Annotated in this window: 18 protein-coding genes and 1 riboswitch; of the genes, 11 read left to right on the forward strand and 7 right to left on the reverse strand. The window is 67.6% G+C overall.

Going from position 1 to position 19,058, the window contains the following annotated elements; translation table 11 throughout:
• Positions 1 to 24 precede the first annotated feature (24 nt).
• Complete coding sequence (locus tag ACYVAN_RS20720) at positions 25 to 1,458, forward strand: acyl-CoA carboxylase subunit beta (protein ID WP_460962125.1); 1,434 nt, start codon at positions 25 to 27, stop codon at positions 1,456 to 1,458.
• 143 nt (positions 1,459 to 1,601) lie between these two features.
• On the opposite strand, the gene ACYVAN_RS20725 is transcribed toward ACYVAN_RS20720, so the two are convergent.
• Complete coding sequence (locus tag ACYVAN_RS20725; RefSeq protein WP_460962127.1) at positions 1,602 to 2,195, reverse strand: hypothetical protein; 594 nt, start codon at positions 2,193 to 2,195, stop codon at positions 1,602 to 1,604.
• A gap of 105 nt (positions 2,196 to 2,300) precedes the next feature.
• Positions 2,301 to 2,804, reverse strand: coding sequence for a DUF3145 domain-containing protein (locus ACYVAN_RS20730; protein ID WP_460962129.1), 504 nt, complete (start codon positions 2,802 to 2,804; stop codon positions 2,301 to 2,303).
• Positions 2,805 to 3,185: 381 nt separating this feature from the next.
• On the opposite strand from ACYVAN_RS20730, the gene ACYVAN_RS20735 reads away from it, so the two are divergent.
• Complete coding sequence (locus ACYVAN_RS20735; RefSeq protein WP_460962131.1) at positions 3,186 to 4,451, forward strand: hypothetical protein; 1,266 nt, start codon at positions 3,186 to 3,188, stop codon at positions 4,449 to 4,451.
• Positions 4,452 to 4,518: 67 nt separating this feature from the next.
• Here ACYVAN_RS20735 and ACYVAN_RS20740 read toward each other — a convergent pair whose 3' ends face one another.
• The 3 genes from ACYVAN_RS20740 to ACYVAN_RS20750 all read right to left on the reverse strand — a co-directional run bounded on the left by ACYVAN_RS20740 (position 4,519) and on the right by ACYVAN_RS20750 (position 6,980).
• Positions 4,519 to 5,184: a hypothetical protein gene (locus ACYVAN_RS20740; RefSeq protein WP_460962132.1), complete on the reverse strand. Its 666-nt coding sequence runs from the start codon at positions 5,182 to 5,184 to the stop codon at positions 4,519 to 4,521.
• Between the two features lie 162 nt (positions 5,185 to 5,346).
• On the reverse strand, positions 5,347 to 6,435 hold the full coding sequence (locus tag ACYVAN_RS20745; protein WP_460962134.1) for a hypothetical protein: 1,089 nt from the start codon (positions 6,433 to 6,435) through the stop codon (positions 5,347 to 5,349).
• On the reverse strand, positions 6,432 to 6,980 hold the full coding sequence (locus ACYVAN_RS20750) for a SigE family RNA polymerase sigma factor (RefSeq protein ID WP_460962136.1): 549 nt from the start codon (positions 6,978 to 6,980) through the stop codon (positions 6,432 to 6,434). Before ACYVAN_RS20750 ends, ACYVAN_RS20745 begins: the two co-directional genes overlap by 4 nt.
• Positions 6,981 to 7,366: 386 nt before the next feature.
• Between ACYVAN_RS20750 and ACYVAN_RS20755 the strand changes: the two genes are divergently transcribed.
• From ACYVAN_RS20755 to ACYVAN_RS20765, 3 genes are all read left to right on the forward strand, one after another.
• Positions 7,367 to 8,191 carry an LLM class F420-dependent oxidoreductase gene (locus tag ACYVAN_RS20755; protein ID WP_460962138.1) on the forward strand — a complete coding sequence of 275 codons (825 nt, stop codon included), beginning with the start codon at positions 7,367 to 7,369 and terminating at the stop codon, positions 8,189 to 8,191.
• Between the two features lie 345 nt (positions 8,192 to 8,536).
• Positions 8,537 to 10,645 carry a carbon starvation CstA family protein gene (locus ACYVAN_RS20760; protein WP_460962140.1) on the forward strand — a complete coding sequence of 703 codons (2,109 nt, stop codon included), beginning with the start codon at positions 8,537 to 8,539 and terminating at the stop codon, positions 10,643 to 10,645.
• Positions 10,642 to 10,863: a YbdD/YjiX family protein gene (locus tag ACYVAN_RS20765; RefSeq protein ID WP_460962142.1), complete on the forward strand. Its 222-nt coding sequence runs from the start codon at positions 10,642 to 10,644 to the stop codon at positions 10,861 to 10,863. The genes ACYVAN_RS20760 and ACYVAN_RS20765 overlap by 4 nt, the downstream gene beginning before the upstream one ends.
• Positions 10,864 to 10,993: 130 nt before the next feature.
• Here ACYVAN_RS20765 and ACYVAN_RS20770 read toward each other — a convergent pair whose 3' ends face one another.
• Entirely contained in the window at positions 10,994 to 11,989 is a 996-nt protein-coding gene (locus tag ACYVAN_RS20770; protein WP_460962144.1) for an adenosine deaminase, read from the reverse strand.
• Positions 11,990 to 12,131: 142 nt separating this feature from the next.
• On the opposite strand from ACYVAN_RS20770, the gene ACYVAN_RS20775 reads away from it, so the two are divergent.
• Positions 12,132 to 12,458 carry an FKBP-type peptidyl-prolyl cis-trans isomerase gene (locus ACYVAN_RS20775; RefSeq protein ID WP_460962146.1) on the forward strand — a complete coding sequence of 109 codons (327 nt, stop codon included), beginning with the start codon at positions 12,132 to 12,134 and terminating at the stop codon, positions 12,456 to 12,458.
• 147 nt (positions 12,459 to 12,605) lie between these two features.
• The gene (locus ACYVAN_RS20780) at positions 12,606 to 14,729 is read left to right on the forward strand and encodes a putative bifunctional diguanylate cyclase/phosphodiesterase (protein WP_460962147.1); all 2,124 of its coding nucleotides are present in this window, start codon (positions 12,606 to 12,608) and stop codon (positions 14,727 to 14,729) included.
• A gap of 80 nt (positions 14,730 to 14,809) precedes the next feature.
• Here the strand turns inward: ACYVAN_RS20780 and ACYVAN_RS20785 are convergent, their stop codons facing one another.
• Positions 14,810 to 15,283 (reverse strand): MSMEG_6728 family protein, encoded by a 474-nt coding sequence (locus ACYVAN_RS20785; RefSeq protein WP_460962149.1) that lies wholly within the window; start codon positions 15,281 to 15,283, stop codon positions 14,810 to 14,812.
• Positions 15,284 to 15,550: 267 nt separating this feature from the next.
• Positions 15,551 to 15,734, forward strand: a riboswitch (cobalamin riboswitch).
• A 99-nt stretch (positions 15,735 to 15,833) separates the two neighbouring features.
• On the opposite strand from ACYVAN_RS20785, the gene ACYVAN_RS20790 reads away from it, so the two are divergent.
• The 4 genes from ACYVAN_RS20790 (at position 15,834) to ACYVAN_RS20805 (ending at position 19,049) form a co-directional block, all read left to right on the forward strand.
• Positions 15,834 to 16,826: an ABC transporter substrate-binding protein gene (locus ACYVAN_RS20790; protein ID WP_460962151.1), complete on the forward strand. Its 993-nt coding sequence runs from the start codon at positions 15,834 to 15,836 to the stop codon at positions 16,824 to 16,826.
• Positions 16,823 to 17,878 carry a FecCD family ABC transporter permease gene (locus ACYVAN_RS20795; RefSeq protein WP_460962153.1) on the forward strand — a complete coding sequence of 352 codons (1,056 nt, stop codon included), beginning with the start codon at positions 16,823 to 16,825 and terminating at the stop codon, positions 17,876 to 17,878. The genes ACYVAN_RS20790 and ACYVAN_RS20795 overlap by 4 nt, the downstream gene beginning before the upstream one ends.
• The gene (locus ACYVAN_RS20800) at positions 17,878 to 18,657 is read left to right on the forward strand and encodes an ABC transporter ATP-binding protein (protein ID WP_460962155.1); all 780 of its coding nucleotides are present in this window, start codon (positions 17,878 to 17,880) and stop codon (positions 18,655 to 18,657) included. The genes ACYVAN_RS20795 and ACYVAN_RS20800 overlap by 1 nt, the downstream gene beginning before the upstream one ends.
• A gap of 110 nt (positions 18,658 to 18,767) precedes the next feature.
• A complete protein-coding gene (locus ACYVAN_RS20805; protein ID WP_460962157.1) occupies positions 18,768 to 19,049 on the forward strand; it encodes a hypothetical protein in 282 nt (93 codons plus the stop codon).
• The last annotated feature ends 9 nt before the right edge of the window (positions 19,050 to 19,058 follow it).

Raw genomic sequence — 19,058 nt, forward strand, 5'->3', positions numbered from 1 at the left:
ACCCGCACCATTCCGGAGGAATCGATGACCGCACTGGCCACCCGCGGCGAGCGCGAGCAGGAAAAGCAGGATCCGCGCGACCCGGAGCTGCGTCTCGCTCAACTGCTCGACGACGACTCGATGGAGCCGCTGCACACGCCGGACAGCAGCGGTGCGCTGGCGGTCCGCGGACACATCGACGGTGTGCAGGTCGTGGCGTACTGCACCGACGGCACCAAGATGGGCGGTGCGATGGGCGGCGAAGGGTGCCAACACATCGTGCAGGCCATCGACACGGCGGTGCGGGACGGGTGCCCGGTCATCGGTGTGTGGCACTCGGGAGGCGCCCGGCTCGCCGAAGGGGTCGAAGCCCTGGACGCGGTCGGGAACGTCTTCGCCGCGATGATCCGCGCCTCCGGTCGGGTACCGCAGATCTCCGTGGTCGTAGGCCCCGCCGCCGGCGGCGCGGCCTACGGTCCGGCGTTGACCGACGTCGTGATCATGGCCCCGGCAGGGCGCGTGTTCGTCACCGGACCGGACGTGGTCCGCAGCGTGACCGGTGAGGAGATCGACCAGGAAGGCCTGGGCGGCGCCGAGGCGCACGGCAAGAAGTCGGGTGTCGTGCACGTGGTCGCCGCGGACGAGGCGGACGCCTACGCTCGGGCGCGGCGCTTCTCCGGGTTGTTCGCCAAGCCGGGACTGTTCGACCTGCATTCGGTGCAGGACGAGCCGGATCTCCGCGCGCTGCTGCCCGATCGACCGGAGCGGGCCTACGACGTCAAGCCGGTGATCCGGGGAATGCTGGACAGCGACGCCGGCGGCAGTACGTTCGAGGAGATCCAGGCGAAGTGGGCCCCGAACATCGTGGTCGGCCTGGGCAGGCTCGGCGGCCGCACCGTCGGTGTGATCGCGAACAACCCGCTGCGCAAGGGCGGTTGTCTCGACTCGCTGTCGGCGGAGAAGGCCGCGCGGTTCGTGCGGATGTGCGATTCCTTCGGTGTTCCGCTGCTGGTCATGGTCGACGTTCCCGGCTATCTCCCGGGGCTCGGACAGGAGTGGGGCGGTGTCGTACGGCGCGGAGCGAAGTTGCTGCACGCGTTCGGTGAAGCCGTCGTTCCGAGGGTCACCCTGGTCACCCGCAAGTCCTACGGCGGTGCCTACATCGCCATGAACGCCCGCTCGTTGGGCGCGACGACGGTCTTCGCCTGGCCAGAGGCCGAGGTCGCGGTCATGGGCGCCAAGGCCGCCGTCGGCGTCCTGCACCGCAAGGCGTTGGCCGCGGCGCCGGAGGAGGAGCGGGAAGCCCTGCAGGACAAGCTGGTCGAAGAGCACGAGCAGACCGCCGGTGGGGTCGGCCGGGCGATGTCCGTCGGCGTGGTCGACGAGGTCATCGAGCCCTCGCAGACCCGCAGGCGAATCGCGGAAGCTCTCGCCGCGGCCCCTGCCGGACGCGGAGGGCACGGCAACATCCCGCTGTGAGGGTGCCGGGGTGACAGCACCCCGCGCATCCAGGGCGGACGGCTAGACCGGATGTCCCGGATGCACCGCACAGCTCGGATTCTCCGGAGGCCACCTCGCGTTCGCGGGGTGGCCTTCCGCGTTCGGCGGATGCGACGAAACGGTCAGCACCGGGTGTACCGGAAGCTTCCGGGGAGGCTGCCGGTGTCCAACCGCATCCCGCCCGCTTCCTGCACCAGCGGGTAGACGACCCGCCATTGAAGGCACGGCGAGCGCTTGTCCGGGGAGTTCTCCGGCGCTTGGCGACTGGTGAAGGTCAGCAGCACTCGCAACGAGTCGTCCGCACCTGATTCGATCCGGTGAACCAGGAAGTCGCTGTCCTTGGTCGTGGCGTACTCGCGGCGCCACTTTTCTTCCGGCATCTCCTGCTGCTTGGCTTCGACGACCGTGGTCTTCCAGGTGTCGTAGCGGCGGAAGTTGATCGCGTTGAAGTGGGTCTGGAGCACCCAGCGAACGGTGTCGTGATCAGGATGGGCACGAGCGTCCGGGGTCAGCCCCACACCGCCGGGAGGCGTGTCCGCGGATTCGGTCCGGGTCGGTGCGACGCCGGGAGGCGTGGGGGCAGCAGGCTCGTTCTCGTAGACCAGACGCCACGCCAAACCACTCAACACAGCGGCGATGAGCACGAGGACGACGAGCGGTACACCCCATTTCAACCATGGGTTGCCCGAAGGTCCGGTGGAGCGATTCGAGGGCACACCACGAGCCTCCCACAGGACCTGATCGGCTTGACGTCAGATGCCGAAGCGGAGCCCCGGTCCAGTCTTAGCCGACCCGGGCAGTCTCAGCCGACCCGGGCAGTCTCAGCCGACCCGGTGCAGCCAGCTGACCGGCGCACCGTCACCGGCACGGCGAAAGGACTCCAGCTCCTCGTCCCAAGCCGCGCCGAGGAGGTGTTCTACCCGGTGACTGAACGAATCGGCTCCCTTGCTGTTGGCTGCCAGGCTCCGCAGCTGGTCCTCGCCAACCACGATGTCGCCGTTCGCGCTGGTGCACGCGCGCCATAAGCCGAGGCCCGGCACGTGGCAGAACCGCTGACCGTCGACGCCCGGACTGGCATCTTCGGTGACCTCGAAGCGCAGCATGGGCCACGCGCGCAGCGCGGTGACCAGTCGTGCGCCGGTTCCTGGGTCGGCCGACCAGTTGCATTCGGCGCGCAGCTGACCGGGGGCTGCTGGTTGTGCCGTCCAGCGGAGTTCGGTTCTGTTTCCGAGCGCGCCGGAGATCGCCCACTCCACGTGCGGACAGACCGCAGACGGCGAGGAGTGGACGTAGACGACACCGGTCGTTGGGCCACGGGTGTTCACTACTGACCTCCGCTGTTGGACGAGGGACGTCTTCCCCTACGACCTCGTGTCGCAGCATCGGCGCTGACCAGGTTGATCACCTGGTTGCCGCGTCATTCTGCATTGCATGTGCACGTGCGCGCCACAAGAAGCTGGTGAACGTTCGCCCACGCACCACTTTCGAGGGAGACGCGGTGATACCCGTGCAGGAACGGCATCACGAACGGTCGTCGCAGTTCGAGACTGTCCTCACTGGTCGTGGGCGCAGGCGAAGGTTGCAACGCCCCCAGAGCGGCCCGACGGGGATAACACCCGAATGGGTTAGGGGTGGAGGGGGCAACGCCGGCTCGGACTTCCGGCTACCGTTCTTCTCGAAAGTGTGAACGGTGGATGGAGAACGTCATGCGGCTGGTACGGCTCGGCCCGGAGCCGACCAAGGTCGGTACCGACATTCGTGCGGCGCTGCGGGCTTGGGGAGAAGGCAGCGGAGTTCTCGGGGGTGTCACGGTATTCGGTTGCACGCCGCCGGGCAGCCGGCAACCGCTCGACGCGGTGATGGTGCTGCCCCGCGGAATCATCGTCATCGTCGGCGTCGACCTGCCCGAACCCGCGAGCAAACTCGAAGCTCCGCTGCGGACCCCGTGGACCGTCGACGGTTGGCCACTCGTTCGAGCGGAAGGCGCCGTGAACCCCGCTTTCGAGGCGCTGCAATCGGCATCCGCGCTCGCACGGAGCCTGCAATCCCGGAACATCGAACCGCTACCGGTCACCACCATCGTCGCGGTCGGGCCCTACGTCGGGCAGGTGACCCAGCCGACCAGCGACCTGCACCGCGGCGTCCGGGTTCTCTTCCCGTCCACCACCTCCCTGCTCGCCGGCGCTCGCGAACTCGCCACCTACGAGCATGCCTGCGCGGTCGAACCGACCCAACGCTTGCTGCGGGTGCTCGACGAGCAAGCCGGGGTCAGTGTCGCCGAGCTCACCGCCGAAGGTTTTCCGGACTCCGTCGCCCCCGACATGGCGGCCGCTGACACGATGCTCATCACCAAGATCACCGATCCGACGCCGGCACCATCCGGCGCACCGTTCCCTCGGTCTTCGCCCCGTCGGTTCCCGCGCAGGGCAAAGCTGCTGGCGCTACCCGCCGCAATCCTGTTGACCTGCGGAATCGTCGCGGCGCTGCTGCTAGCGGGCGGCTGGGGCGATGATTCCGAAGCCGCCGAGAACGCGCAGCGCATCGACGGAGTCGCGTTCGTGCCGCGCGGCACCGACCACAGCACCGACTGCGCCCGACACTCCTTCGGCGATGTGCGGGCGTGGCTCCGGGAACACACCTGCCGCTCGCTGGACCGGTCGGTGTTCGGCACGGAGGTCGTGGGCAAGTCCGCCGCGGTCGCCGTCACCGATGTCGAGCTGCCCGACGCGTCGAGCTCGGGAGAACTGCACGAACTTCTGGGGACCGCTGGTTCCGGCGGATTCAACGACCTCGTCGCCGATGGCCACGAGTGGGAACGAGCTCCCGAGAGCTTCGACGACGCCGCGTTCACCGTCCGGCAGCGGGGAAACCGAATCCGGGTGGTGCAAGCGGTGTGGGCGGACGAATCTTCCACCCCCGATGACGTCCGGTTGCGTGCCCTGGCCGAACGGGGTATGCGGTTGAACTCTTGACGACTCCGGTCCCCCGGCCTCACCACCCGGATTCTCCCGTTCCTGACCGGATCACCTGCTCCTCGGCTCAGCCGCGCGAGCGGACGTGTCCGGGATGCCCGCAGCCGGAGTCCGGGACCGGTCGAGGTGCCCGCGTGAGGTACGGCCGGAACAACCTGGTCAGACAGACGCCGAAGGCGAACACCGGCACGATCGCCGACAGCGTCGCCGCGGTCACACCGGCGCGCACCACGTCCGTGGGCAACAGCTTCGCGCGCCGATCCACGAATTGCCCACCGAACAGGGCAATCACCCACAACAGGACGGGAAAACCGACCAGGACCGCGAACGCGGTCAGCACCGCGGGCCGATAGCCCACGTCCTCGGACGCGAGCATGACCGCGACCCAACCGAACACCGCCGGTGCCTGGCCGCGCTCACTCGCACATGCCCAGAGCAAACCACCCGCCGCAGCGGTGAGACCTCCGATCCCGCTCCACTCCCGGGCGATCTGATCCGCCCACGGCTGTCCGTCCACGCCGAACTTGCCGCCCACTTCGACGAGCAACGTCAGCGGAGAAGGCTCGTTCTCGATTCCCGTGAACCGCCCGGCTATCCACACCGCGACCCAGATCGACACCGCGAAGGTGAACACGCAGTGCACACCGCTCCGGTCAACGGCGACCCGGCAGAGCCGCGCCAGTTCTCGTTGCCGCACCCGCACCCCACCGTTCACGGTCGTCGCCGCGCGCATTCTCTTCGTCGGGCTCGGTGCGCGCGACCGGATTTCTCGCCTCCGGGACGTGTCTTCCCACTCCCTCGGCTCGTTCTTCGCAACGGAGCTTGGCACACGTGCGGGACCGATCGGCCCGGTCGGCCGGGTGTCGCGGCGAAAGCCGCGTAGAAGCCGCCCGACTCATCCCCAGAAGCTGCCCGGCACCGCCGCGCAGCCGTCCCCGGCATCGCAGGGCGATGGGGCCTCGACGACGTCGGCACCGTCGACGAGCCACTGCCGGGTGTCGGAGGTGGCCAGCAGGAACCGGCCGAGCCGGTCGGTCGACAGCTGCACCTGGTCGGCTTCCAGCCTGCCGGTTTCGAACGGCACCCCGGCACCGACCTGCGCGCCACTCTCCCGGTCGACGGTCGCGATGCGGACCCGCGTGGAATCGCAGTCGACGGGTTGCGCGGTGGCGATTTCGCCGTCAGACCACGCGATGGCGACCGGCCCGCATTCACCACCGGTCCGGATCGCCTGCCGGTTCGCGGACGCGGCGTCCGGTTCGACCACGTGGATGGCGGTCCGCCCGGACTTCGAACTCCCCGGCTCGCCGGTGGAGTCAGTGGAGGTGGAGTCGGTTGAGTCGGTGGCCAGCACCGCGAGCCGCCCGCTCGAATCGAGTGCCATGTCGACGACGCGCTGTCCGCCCGGAACGGGAATGCGCCGTTCGGCTCCACCGCCGGCGATCACGATCGCGGCTCCGTCCGCGTAGGCGACTCGCCCGGCACCCACCGCGAACCCGGTGGCCGGAACTTCTTGCCCCAACGCGGCCACCGAGTCCGAACTGGAAACTTCTACCAATTCTCGTTGCCCTCCGCGCGAGACCACCGCGAAAACCCGCTGCGCGTCCGCGGCAAGCGGGCCGGTGACCACGCCCGAAACTCGCCCTATCTCTTCGAGCCGTTGCCCGGTCACGACGTCGAACGACGCGATCACTCCGCCACCGGAATCGGCGACGTAGCTGTTCGGGAGAACGCTGACGGGCTCGGCTCCCCGATTCGGCTCACCCGGAAAGACCAGCAGGGCCAGCAGGAAGGCCGCGGTACTCGCGACCGCCGCGCCACCGACCGCGAGCAACGGCCTGCGGCGCGGCAACCGTCTCCGACGGGTGGCGGAGAGCAACCGGGGCAGTGCGTCCCCGGGGGGATCCACGTCCTCGACCAGTTGGTTCAGCCGGTTGCGCAGGAGCGCGATGTCCTCGTCCCGCCCGCTGTTTCGATCCGTCACACCCGCTCCCGCAACAGATCGGAAAGCCGCGCGACTCCGCGCGAACAATAGGACTTCACCGCACCCTGGCTCACACCCATCAACTCCGCGGTCCGCACTTCGCTGAAATCTGCGTAGTAACGCAGCACGACGGCCTCCCGCTGACGTCGCGGAAGGGCCGCCAGCGCCTCGGCGAGCACCGCCCTGTCCAAGCCCCGCCCGGTGTCGTCGGGCTGCGAATCCCGAGTGGCCACGCGGGACTGGTATCGCTTGGCAACCATGCGACGGCGGAGTATCGAACGGGCTCGGTTGAGCACCGCTTGACGCAGGAACGCCAACGCCTTGTCCGGATCGCGCAGCCTCGAACGGGAATCGAAGACCCGCAGGTAGGCGTCCTGCACGATGTCCTCGGCCGACGCCCTGTCGTCGACCAGCAGAACGGCGATGCGCAGCAGCTGCCGATAGTTCTCCTGGTAAAGGTCGGTCAGTTTGGTCGTCAGTTCATCCATGGCCGCCAGCCCGTCGCCCGGCCAGGCGGTCACGGGCAATGCGATCGAAACCGTCACATCCCTGCACGACGCCCAGCCCCCCATTCGCGGTTGGCAACCGCCACCGACTTTTCCCGCATCCGGCACGCGACCAATACCCAGGAGTTCCCAGCCTACCGTCGATCAAGGGAGAAGATCGCCGACATCGGGGATGTCTCCCCCGCCGAGTTCGCCGCAGAATCCCCGCCGGTCGATGCTCCGGCACACCGGGAAAGGCCGCTGAGACCGGCCACCAACCGGTACGACCGCGGCCGACCTCCGGCCGGGGACGTGGAGGTCGGCTTCGTTCCGGAGTCGCGCGAACCAACCGGTCGTCCATTACGTTGGACACGGACGCCTGCTGCACACCGCGATGGGAGGAAGGCGGCCTCCTCGACGTCTTCGGGAGGACAGCGCCAAGAACTATGAAATTCGGCATCTCTACGTTCGTCACCGACGAGGGCATCGCGCCGGCCGAACTCGGCAAGGCGCTGGAGGAACGCGGGTTCGATGCGCTGTTCATCGCAGAGCACACCCACATCCCCACCAGCCGCGAAACGCCCTATCCGGGCGGGGGCAACCTTCCCCGGATCTACTACCGCACGCTCGACCCCTTCCTCGCGCTGACGGCCGCGGCCAGTGCCTCGTCGAACCTCCTGGTGGCCACCGGTATCGCCTTGATGGCACAACGCGACCCGATCACCACGGCCAAGGAGGTCGCCACGCTCGACCGGATCTCCGCGGGCCGGTTCATGCTCGGCATCGGCGTCGGCTGGAACCGGGAGGAGATGCGCAACCACGGCACCGAACCGACTACGCGCGGGGCGCTGATGGATGAGCGGATCCGAGCTATGCGAGAGATCTGGACCAAGGACGAGGCCGAGTTCCACGGCGATCACGTCGACTTCGACCCGATCCACTCCTGGCCGAAGCCGGTTCAGCAACCGCATCCCCCGATCTACGTCGGCGGTGAGAGCGAACGGGCGATCGGCCGGGTCGCCGAGTACGGCGACGGCTGGTTGCCGCGCGGCGGAACCGAGAACCTCGGGGAAAAGATCGAGAAGGTGCGCGAGAAAGCTGGGCGGCGACTTCCGGTCAGCCTGTACGCGGCCGGGCACGAGCCCGCCAACCTGGAGGAGTACACCGAGGCCGGTGTCGACCGGGTCCTCTTCATGTTGCCGACGAAGCCCCGCGACGAGACCCTCGAACGACTGGACCGACTCGCCACCCTGGCCGCCGACTACAGCTGACCGATCACCGCGGAGCCGGAGTCCTGCGTTCGGGGGGCGGTGACGCGTTCCGTCCGCAGGGCCCGGCTCCCGGTCTGCTCGTCACTCACCGGATTCGGACACGATCGCCCGATCACGCAGTGAATCCGGCCCGGCCTGGAAAGTCTTACATCCTGGTTACTTCGTCGTTGCCGACTGGACATCAACCAGGCACAGGCAGATCCTCATGGCGGCTGTGCACTTGGAAACCCATACGGCGAAACCCAAGAACGGAGACCGGGAACGGTGGCCAGCACTACGACAACGACGCCCGAAAGTTCGGCGTCAGGCAAACGTAAGACGAGTCCAAAGGAAATAGCCGTCTGGGTGCTCGTGGCGCTCGTCGGCGCTGTCGCGTGGGGCGTCATCGCACTGACCCGGGACGAGGAGATCTCGGCGGCCTGGCTGGTATTCGCGGCATTGGCCTCGTATGCGATCGCCTACCGCTTCTACGCGCGATTCATCAGCTACAAGGTCCTCGGCGCCGATGACACGCGAGCGACCCCCGCGGAACGACTGGACAACGCTACCGACTTCCAGCCCACCGACCGGCGCGTCCTGTTCGGACATCACTTCGCGGCCATCGCGGGCGCCGGACCGCTCGTCGGACCGGTGCTGGCCGCCCAGATGGGCTACCTCCCCGGCACGATCTGGATCATCCTCGGCGTCATCTTCGCCGGTGCGGTCCAGGACATGGTGGTGCTGTTCTTCTCCACCCGCCGCAACGGCCGGAGCCTCGGGCAGATGGCACGCGAGGAGATCGGCCCGGTCGGCGGCATCGCCGCACTCGTCGCCGTGCTCGCGATCATGATCATTCTGCTGGCGGTGCTGGCGATGGTGGTCGTCGGTGCGCTCAAGGACTCCCCGTGGGGCGCCTTCTCCATCGCCATGACCATCCCGATCGCCCTGTTCATGGGCATCTACCTGCGCTACCTCCGCCCGGGCAGGATCATCGAGGTCTCGTTGATCGGCATCGCCCTGCTGCTGCTGAGCATCATCGGCGGTGGCTGGATCGCCGACTCCCCGTTGGCCGAGACGTTCACCTTCACCGGCAACCAACTGGTGCTGGCGCTGGTGGTCTACGGATTCATCGCCTCGGTGCTGCCGGTGTGGATGCTGCTCGCCCCGCGGGACTACCTGAGCACCTTCATGAAGGTCGGCGTCATCGTGATGCTGGCGGTCTCGTTGCTGATCGCCCTGCCGGTCATGAAGATGGCGCCCGTCACCGAGTTCGCCATCAACGGGCAAGGACCGGTGTTCTCGGGGTCGCTGTTCCCGTTCGTCTTCATCACGATCGCTTGCGGCGCGCTGTCCGGTTTCCACGCGCTGGTGTCCTCGGGCACCACCCCGAAGCTGATCCAGAAGGAATCCCAGGTCCGGGTCATCGGCTATGGCGGCATGCTCACCGAATCGTTCGTGGCGATCATGGCGCTCGCCGCGGCGTGCCTCATCGATCCGGGCATCTACTTCGCGATGAACATGCCGGAGACCATGCTGGGCGATTCGGTCCAGACCGCGTCGCAGGCGGTCGCCGGGATCGGCTTCCAGATCACTCCCGAGCAGCTGGCGGCGGCGGCAGCCGCCGTGGAGGAGGAGACCCTCGTCGGGCGCAGCGGTGGCGCGCCCACCCTCGCGCTGGGGTTGTCCGACGTGTTCTCGCAGGTCATCGGCGGCGACTCGATGCGGGCGTTCTGGTACCACTTCGCGGTCATGTTCGAGGCGCTGTTCATCCTGACCACAGTGGACGCAGGGACCCGGGTCGGGCGCTTCATGCTGCAGGACACCATCGGCAACATGTGGCCCAAGTTCGGCGACGTCAGCTGGAAGCCGGGCCTGTGGATCTCCAGCGCGGCGATCGTCGGTGGCTGGGGCTACTTCCTCTGGGCCGGTGTCAACGACCCGCTCGGCGGCATCAACCAGTTGTTCCCGCTGTTCGGCATCGCCAACCAGCTGCTGGCTGCGATCGCACTGGCGGTGGCCACCACGATCCTGATCCGCACTGGCCGGGCCAAGTACGCGTGGGTGACGCTGGTGCCGCTCGCCTTCGACACGGTCGTCACGCTCACCGCCAGCTGGCAGAAGGTCTTCTCCGCTGATCCGCAGATCGGCTTCTTCGCGCAGCGGGCCGTCTACCAGGAGGCCATCGCGGCCGGTGAGACCAGCAAGGGCGCTGCGAGCACGGTCGCGGAGATGGAGAAGGTCGTTCTCAACTCCACTGTGGACGGCGTGCTTTCCGTCCTGTTCGCGACGCTGATCATCATCGTGCTGGTGGACGCGATGCGCGTGTGGGTCAAGGCGCTGCGCGCGCCGGAGCCGCTGCCCAGCACGGAAGCCCCGTACGTCGAATCGACGCTGTGGGCTCCGTCCGGACTGATCCCCACCCCGGAGGAACGGCGGACCGAGAAGGAGCGCGTCACGGCTGGGGCGGACACGTGAGCACGGCCGGAATCTCGAGCACGATCCTGCCCAAGCTGTGCCGGTCCGCCCGGTCGGCTTGGCAGATCGCGCGCGGAGTGGTCGGCGAGACCGCTTACGAGCGGTACCTCGAACACCACAACGCACATCACCCGGACGAGCCCGCGATGGGTGAACGGGAGTTCTGGCGACGCCACATCGACCGGGGCGACACCCAACCGGGTTCCCGCTGCTGCTGAACCGAGCGCGGGCCACCCACCCCCTCGGGGGTCGGTGGCCCGCGTTCACGCGCTCGACCGCTCGGTCGTCGGGCGCCGGGCCGCCCGACGGGGCCCGCGCCCGGAGCAGGCCGACGGTTGCCCGTCCGGCTCAGCCTGCCGGGATTTCCCGCAGCAACCGCTGGCGGTCGAGCTCGGGCAGGAACGACGCGCGAAAAGAGTTCGCCGCGAACTCCCGCATCACGTCCGCGCCCAAACCGAGCTCCTGCCGCACCGCGCGGAAGTTGTCCTCGACGTAACCACCGAAGTAGGCCGGATCGTCCGAGTTGAGCGTGACCACCACCCCGGAGTCGACCAACTGCGGCAGGCAGTGCTCGGACAAGTCCGGCACGCACCGCAGGCGCACGTTCGACAGCGGGCAGACCGTCAGCGGTACCCGATCGGTCGCCAGCCGCCGCAGCAAAGCGGAATCCTCCACCGAACGAATACCGTGGTCGACCCGATCAACACCCAGGACGTCCAGCGCCTGCCAGATGTACTCGGGGGGACCTTCCTCGCCCGCGTGGGCCACCAGGTGCAGACCCGCGTCCCTGGCCTGCGCGAAGACCTCGGCGAACGCTTCCGGCGGGAAGCCGACCTCGGCCGAGTCCAACCCGATGCCCGTGAGTCGATCGACGTGCGGCACCAGCGCGTCCCAGGTCTCCAGCGCCTTCTCCGGGCCCTGATCCCGCAGGAAGCAGGCGATCAACCGGGTCGAAACGCCGAACCGTTCGGTGCTGGTCGACAGCGAAGCGTCCAACCCGTCGAGAACGGTCTCCAGCGGCACTCCCCTGCTCAGGTGAGCCTGCGGGTCGAAGAAGATCTCGGCGTGCCGAACCCCCTGTTCTCGGGCTCGCGCCAGGTAGGAGTCCGCGAGATCCGTGAAGTCCTGCGCGGTCCGGAGCACGTTCATCGCCAAGTAGTACAGATCGAGGAACGACTGCAGATCGTCGAAGACGTACCGGCGCCGCAGCTCCTCCACGTCGGCGAACGGAAGCTCGACTCCGTTGCGCTCCGCGCACGCGAAGACCAACTCCGGCTCCATGGCGCCTTCTATGTGCAGGTGCAACTCGGCTTTGGGCAACACGCCCAGCTGGCCAGAACTCAATTCGCCTCCCCGTTCGAAATCATCGGCCACGATACTGCGGGGGCGGTCGGAGCGACGTCTCCACCTCCGTGGGTGCTGCGGAGCGGGCCCGGGGAGACTTTGTCCTCGGCCGGAACACCGGCGAACCGATGGAGGACGAAACATGGCTGATCTGGCGGCGCAGGACACCAAGCTCGGCGATGGTGACGAAGCCCAACCCGGCAACACGGTCACGCTGCACTACGTCGGCACGCTGGCCGACGGTTCCAAGTTCGACTCGTCCAGGGACCGCGGTCGGGGCCTGACCTTCCAGCTGGGCGCCGGGCAGGTCATCGAGGGTTGGGATCGCGGCGTGGTCGGCATGAAGGTCGGCGGCTTCCGCGAGCTCGTGATCCCCCCACACCTGGGGTACGGCGAGCACGGCTTCCCGCCGGTGATCCCGCCGAACTCCGAGCTGCACTTCGAGGTGGAGCTCCTCGGCGTGCGCTGAACCGCGGTGGCGCGCCGGGGCCGCCAACCGGCGGTGGCGATCACCACCGCGGGGACGCGGTCCCGGCCGGTTCCGGTGAACGCTGGTACGTTGAGGATCGGATGGTCGAGCAAGACACCCAGGTCGTTGCGCACCGCCGGAGAAGCCGTGACCGATCGAAATGAAGCAGAGGCTTCCGACGTCATGTCGGAAGCCTCCGGCACGGAGGACCAAGCCGAAAAGCTCCTCGGCCCCCTGGCTGAGGACATGCACGACTACGCGATCTTCGGGCTGGACGCGGACGGATTCGTGTCCAGCTGGAACGCCGGGGCCCGGCGGATGAAGGGCTATCGCAGCGACGAGATCATCGGGCGTCACTTCACCACGTTCTACCCGCGCGATCAGATCGAATCCGGTCATCCGCAGTGGGAGCTGGCCCAAGCAGCGGCCAACGGCTTCTGCATCGACCACGGCTGGCGGGTCCGCAAGGACGGGACCCGGTTCTGGGCCCACGTGGTCATCACGGCCCAGCGGTCCACCGACGGCCGACTGGACGGGTTCGTCAAGGTAACCCGGGACAACACCGAGGTCCACGCCCGGCAACGACGTTCCGCCCGACGATTCAGCGACCTGTTCCGGATGGCCCCGGTGGCCATCGCGCTGTTCGACGATGACGGGCTGCTGCTCGACGCGAACGGCACGCTGCGTGATCTGCTCGACTACCGCCTCTACGAGCTGGTCGGGAAGAGATCGAACGATCTGTTGCATCCGGACGAGAAAGCGGAAGACCTGTTCCCGGCTCGATCGCTCCCCGCGCACAAGAGCGTTGAGGAACCGCCCGGGCCGGCGCACCGCCTGCTGCTGCGCTCGGACGGGGAACCGTTGTTGTGCGAGGTTCGCTGCGCGCCGTCCGTGCAGGACGACGGCACTCGCTTCTGGCTGGCGGGGCTCGAGGACGTCACCGAACAGGTGGCTCGCGCCAACAACCTTTACTACCAGACCACCCACGATGCGGATACCGAACTGCTCAACCGCAAGGGCGTCACCGAGTTGCTCACACAGCTGCTCGAAGAGCGGAACCCGTTCGAGATCGGCGTCCTGTTCTGCGACCTGGACAACTTCAAACGCGTCAACGACTCCCTCGGCCACGAAGCCGGGGACGAACTGTTGGTGATGATCGCGCGGCGACTGACCAACGAGCTGCCGCAGGCGTGCACGCCTGCCCGGCTGTACGGCGACGAGTTCCTGATCGTCTGCTCGGACCTGGCCTCGTGCGATGGAATGACAGTGCTGACCAGCCGGGTTCTGGAGATCCTCCGCACGGTGCTGTCCGTACGCGGCAACCTGATCAACGTCTCGGCCTCCATCGGGACCGCGACGGCCGACGACCCGGAGATCAGTGGTGAGGAGCTCGTGCGAAGGGCCGACCGCGCGAGGTTCGTTGCCAAAGCGCAAGGCCACGGTTCCGCGCTCCGCGCTCGTCGTTCGCTGAGCAGTTCGATCTCGGCTCAGCTGACCTTGGAGCAGGAGCTGCGGCAGGCGATCTTGCACGGTCACCTCACCCTGCACTACCAACCGGTGGTCGACGGGGAGCGGTCGATCGTGCTCGCCGAAGCCCTGGTGCGGTGGCCGCACCCGGAACGGGGAATGCTCGCTCCCGACGTCATCCTGTCCGTGGCCGAGCAGGGTGGCCTGGAGATCGAACTGGACAGGTGGGTGCTGCGCACCGCGCTGCGCGAAGCTGCGAGCTGGCCGGTGAACGGCACCCGTCCGGTCGGGATAGCCGTGAACCTCTCCGGGCTCCGACCGACGCTCCAGAGCTTTTCCGAAGAGGTGTCGTCCGCCATCGCCGACAGCGGCATCGCTTCCGAGCGAGTGGTGCTGGAGATGGTCGAGACCATCCTGGTGAACGTGTCGGAGCGACCGAGCAGGACGATGCGCGAACTCGCCGCGACCGGGCTCCGGTTCGCCATGGACGACTTCGGCACCGGCTACTCGTCGCTGGCCCGTCTCAAGGACCTGCCGACGCAGATCGTCAAGCTCGATCGACGGTTCGTTTCCGGGATGGGATCGGACCCGTCCGACCTGGGCATCGCACGCGCCGTGGTGGAACTCGCCCGCGCGATGGGCCGCACGTGCATTGCGGAAGGAGTCGAGACCGCCACTCAGTACCGCCTGTTGCACGGTCTCGGCGTGGACGCCTACCAGGGGTACTTGTTCGCGGCTCCGCTGCCGGTACACGAGTTCCGGGAACTGCTCTCGCGCTCACCGTTGCCGCTTCCGGACGGATAGCAGCCCCGCAACTCCTGAATTCTCGGAATCCCAGTTCCAGGACATCTCCGCGCAATCGATTGCCCCGACGACCGGAGTGGTCAGTCATCGCGCGAGCGGTCCGAGACCGGCCACACGTACGGCAGATCCGATCGCACACCGGGAAAATACCTGCGGTAGTGGCCCGGGTCCTTGCGCAACAGCGCAGACTGGTGGCTGCGATGGAATCGCCGATCACCGAGCCACGGCGGCAGTTCTCCGACGAGGGCCAGTTCCTCCCGGGTTCGCACGGTGGTGGTACCGGCCGCCCGTTCCAGATCGGCAGCGATCGTCGCGGCACATGTGTCCCGGTAACCGGCCGAACACCACACGGCGCACACGTCGAGGCCGTAGCGGGCGAGCAACTCCGCGTAACCCGTCCACATCACGACCGCGGGATGGGTACGCCAGCCGTACCCCGGCACCGTCAGCGCGCGGAGGACCTGCATCGTCTCCACCCGTTGCTTGCCAAGTCGCTTGGTGTCGAGCACGCGCGCGGTCTCGATGAAGTCCGGATACGGGAGAAAGGTCTGCACGTCCTGCAGTGTGTTCCCACCCACTCCCACTCGCCAAGGCAGCGGAGAACCACCGACCGCCCGAACCAGCTGCCGTCGAAGCCCGGAGCACCCCTCTTCTCGTGATTTCGAACGCCCCGATACCGATGAATCACAGGAGAATCCGACGCCGTGCAACGCTGCAGCTTGGGCGAAACGCGCGCCGCACACATCCCGGCCCCGTCGCTCACGTCGCCACCGACGACATTGTGCGTCACATCATGGTCCCCATCTCGCCGCACATTGCCGTGATAGCGTCCGGCTGCCAGTAATAGCCATCGTGAATGGCTTGGGAATCCGGTGAGAATCCGGAACTGACGCGCAGCGGTGAGCGGCGACGAGCAGGAACACGGCCACTGGGCGAACTGCCCGGGAAGGAGTTCCCACTCGGACGACCCCGAGTCCGAAGACCTGCTGGCCACTCAGTCGAACGCGTTTCGGCTGAGCGGAAACCGTAGGACCGGGCTTCGCGACCGAGCCCCGCACGGGGAGGAAATCCGTGGCGAAAAACTTTTCCGCCTGCTGTACCGCTGTGCTTCTCACCGCAGCACTCGCGCTGTCCGGCTGTTCCGGGGGAACAGCTGCCGAACCGGATGCCGACGCCGGTGACCACCTTTCGCTGGACAACTGTGGTGAACAGGTTCAGCTGGAGCACCCGCCGCAGCGGGCTGTCGCGCTCAACCAGGGCAGCGCCGAGATCATGCTGGCCTTGGGCCTCTCCGACCGGATGGTGGGTACCGCGACCTGGACGGATCCCGTACTACCGGAGCTGGCTGAGGAGAACGCCGAGGTACCGCGCCTCGCCGAGAACTACCCGTCGTTCGAGCGCGTTCTCGCGGCCGAGCCGGACTTCGCCGCATCGTCGTTCGCCTCGACGCTGAGCAAGGGTGGCGTGGCGACCCGCGCGCAGTTCGACGAACTCGGAGTGCCGACCTACCTCTCCCCCGCCGACTGTGCGAAGGACAACAGCGGCAGCGGCGACGGCGCCCGGCACGAACCCCTGAAAATGGACCTCGTCTACACCGAAATCCGGGAAATCGCCCGCATTTTCGACGTGGCGGAACGGGGTGAACAACTCGTCGCCGACCTGCAGAACCGAATGCGCGAAGCCACCGCCGACATCGACGCTTCGCACGCGAGACTGCTCTTTTGGTTCGCCAACTCCGAATCGCCGTACATGGCAGGCTGCTGCGGCGCACCGGGAGTGATCACCCGCACGCTGGATGCGAAGAACGTCTTCGACGACACCAAGCAGGAGTGGCCGCAGATCAACTGGGAGACGGTCGCTCAACGCAATCCCGATGTTCTCGTGCTGGGAGATCTCACCCGGAATTCGGAAACCGCCGAGACGGCCCGAAGCAAGATCGAATTCTTGGAGACGCATCCGGTGGCACGTGAGATGGACGCGGTCGAGAACGACCGGTACGTCCCCCTCACCGGACAGGCGATGAACCCGACGATGCGCACCGTCGATGGCGTCGAGAAGGTCGCGGCCGCATTGCGCGAGTTCGGGTTGACGGGTTGAGGACGGAGACACCCGCGTTAACGACCTCCACCACGGACCGGGCTCGCGCGCACGCGGTTTGGTTGCCGGTGCTGGGCATCGCCGTGCTGGCGGTGTCCATCGCGATCGCCGTCACCATCGGCCCTGCCGGCATCGGCGTAGGCGACGTGTGGACGACGCTCCTGTCCCGGGTCGGCGTGGCCGAATCCGAGCTGAGCCCCATCCGCGAAGGGATCGTGTGGAACCTGCGGTTTCCGCGGGTGCTGCTGTCCGCGGTCTGCGGTGCGGGACTGGCCGTCTGCGGTGCGGTCATGCAGTCGATGCTGCGGAACCCGCTCGCGGACCCGTTCGTGCTCGGAGTGTCCTCGGGCGCTTCGGCCGGAGCGGTCGTGGTGGTGGTGCTCGGTGCCGGAGGTGGGCTGCTCTCGATCTCGACGGGTGCCTTCCTGGGTGCGGTGCTCTCGTTCGGACTCGTACTGCTGCTCAGCCACATCCTGGGCGGGACCACGGATCGCGTGGTGCTCTCGGGTGTCGCCGCCATGCAGCTGTTCTCCGCGATCACCTCGTTCATCGTGCTCACCGCCGCCGATGCGGAAACGACCCGGGGTGTGCTGTTCTGGATGCTGGGCTCGTTCAGCAGCGCTTCGTGGCCGGAAGTATCGGTGTGCGCGGCCGTGCTGCTGGTCGCCGTGCTGGTGTGCTTCGGCCACGCCCGAACGCTCGACGCGTTCGCCTTCGGCCAGGACGCGGCGGCCGCTCTCGGCGTGCCGGTGACCAGGACCCGAATCGTGCTGCTGGCGGTGACCGCTCTGCTCACCGCGACGTTGGTGAGCACGTCGGGAGCAGTCGGTTTCGTCGGTCTGGTGCTCCCGCACGCGGCGCGGGCGCTGACCGGTGCCCTGCACACCCGACTGCTCCCCGCGACCGCGGTGGCCGGTGCGATCTTCCTGGTGTGGGTCGACACCCTGGCCCGAACAGTGCTCGACCCGCAGGAGGTGCCGGTGGGAGTGGTCACCTCGCTGATCGGCGTACCGGCCTTCGTGCTGGTCCTCTACCGCACCCGGAGGCCATGATGTCCGCGGGACAAGGGCTCGACACCGAACGCGTCAGCCGGACCGCCGGTGGGCAACTCATCCTGGACGGGGTGAGTCTCACGCCGGCACCGGGCTCCACGGTGGGTCTGCTCGGGCCGAACGGTTCGGGCAAGACCACGTTGCTCCGGTTGCTTTCCGGGGTTCTCGGTCCGAGCTCCGGCGTGGTTTACCTGGACGGGCGGCCGTTGAACGAGCTGGCGCGCAAGACCATCGCCCGGCGGGTGGCCGTCGTCGAGCAGCAGGCGGACACCCAGGTGGATCTCAACGTGCTCGACATCGTCCGGCTGGGGCGGATTCCGCACCGCAAAGCCTGGGCCGCGCCCTCGGGAGAGGACGCGGCCGCTGTGCGTTCGGCGCTCGCCCGGACCGACTTGGAAGGCAAAACCGACCGCTCCTGGCGGACGCTGTCCGGCGGAGAGCGCCAACGCGTGCAGATCGCCCGCGCTCTGGCGCAACAGCCCCGCGAACTGCTCCTCGACGAACCGACGAACCATCTGGACATCCAATACCAGCTCGACCTGCTCAACCTGGTGACGAACCTGCCGTTGACCGCGATCATCGCCTTGCACGACCTCAACCTGGCCGCGATGCACTGCGACCAGCTCTTCGTGCTGCGAGAAGGCCGAGTGGTCGCGGGGGGAACTCCCGGGGAAGTGCTCACCGAGGATCTGCTGGTGGACGTCTACGGTGTGCGGACCGAGATCACCCCGGTCGGCCCCGGCGGTCGCCCGCACATCCGTTTCCTCGGCACCACCTGAGCGGCACGGAGCCCGCGGACCACGCCCGGCGGCGGGTGCGCGGGTTTGCTCCGCCACGAGTTTCGGGTAGGTCCTCGGACAGGATGAACGTCGGCCCTGTGGAGGTAGCGATGGCTGAGCAGGTGAAGGTACTCGCGCTCGGCGAGCACCGGTTCGCCGCCGAGGTCCACGAGGCGAACGAAACCACCCACCACGAGGTCCGGTCCTCCCAGAAACTGCTCGATGACCTGGCCATACCGGAACCGGACGAGCAGCAGCTCGTGGCCGAATCCGTGAAGTACCTGCTGCAGAAGGTTCCGGTGACCTCGGTGCCCGAGGAGATCGACCTCAACGGTATGGAGGCCGAGGACGGCGACTATTTGGCGGAGATTCGCGTTCGGATGAGCACCTGAGGCGAGGTA

This window comes from Parasphingorhabdus pacifica (assembly GCF_054779195.1).

What these genes read in the sequence shown, in the direction of transcription:
- ACYVAN_RS20720 (WP_460962125.1), top strand. Translation starts at nt 25, where the DNA reads ATGACCGCACTGGCCACCCGCGGCGAGCGCGAGCAGGAAAAGCAGGAT.
- ACYVAN_RS20735 (WP_460962131.1), top strand. Translation starts at nt 3,186, where the DNA reads ATGCGGCTGGTACGGCTCGGCCCGGAGCCGACCAAGGTCGGTACCGAC.
- ACYVAN_RS20740 (WP_460962132.1), bottom strand. Translation starts at nt 5,184, where the DNA reads ATGCGCGCGGCGACGACCGTGAACGGTGGGGTGCGGGTGCGGCAACGA.
- ACYVAN_RS20755 (WP_460962138.1), top strand. Translation starts at nt 7,367, where the DNA reads ATGAAATTCGGCATCTCTACGTTCGTCACCGACGAGGGCATCGCGCCG.
- ACYVAN_RS20775 (WP_460962146.1), top strand. Translation starts at nt 12,132, where the DNA reads ATGGCTGATCTGGCGGCGCAGGACACCAAGCTCGGCGATGGTGACGAA.
- ACYVAN_RS20800 (WP_460962155.1), top strand. Translation starts at nt 17,878, where the DNA reads ATGTCCGCGGGACAAGGGCTCGACACCGAACGCGTCAGCCGGACCGCC.
- ACYVAN_RS20805 (WP_460962157.1), top strand. Translation starts at nt 18,768, where the DNA reads ATGGCTGAGCAGGTGAAGGTACTCGCGCTCGGCGAGCACCGGTTCGCC.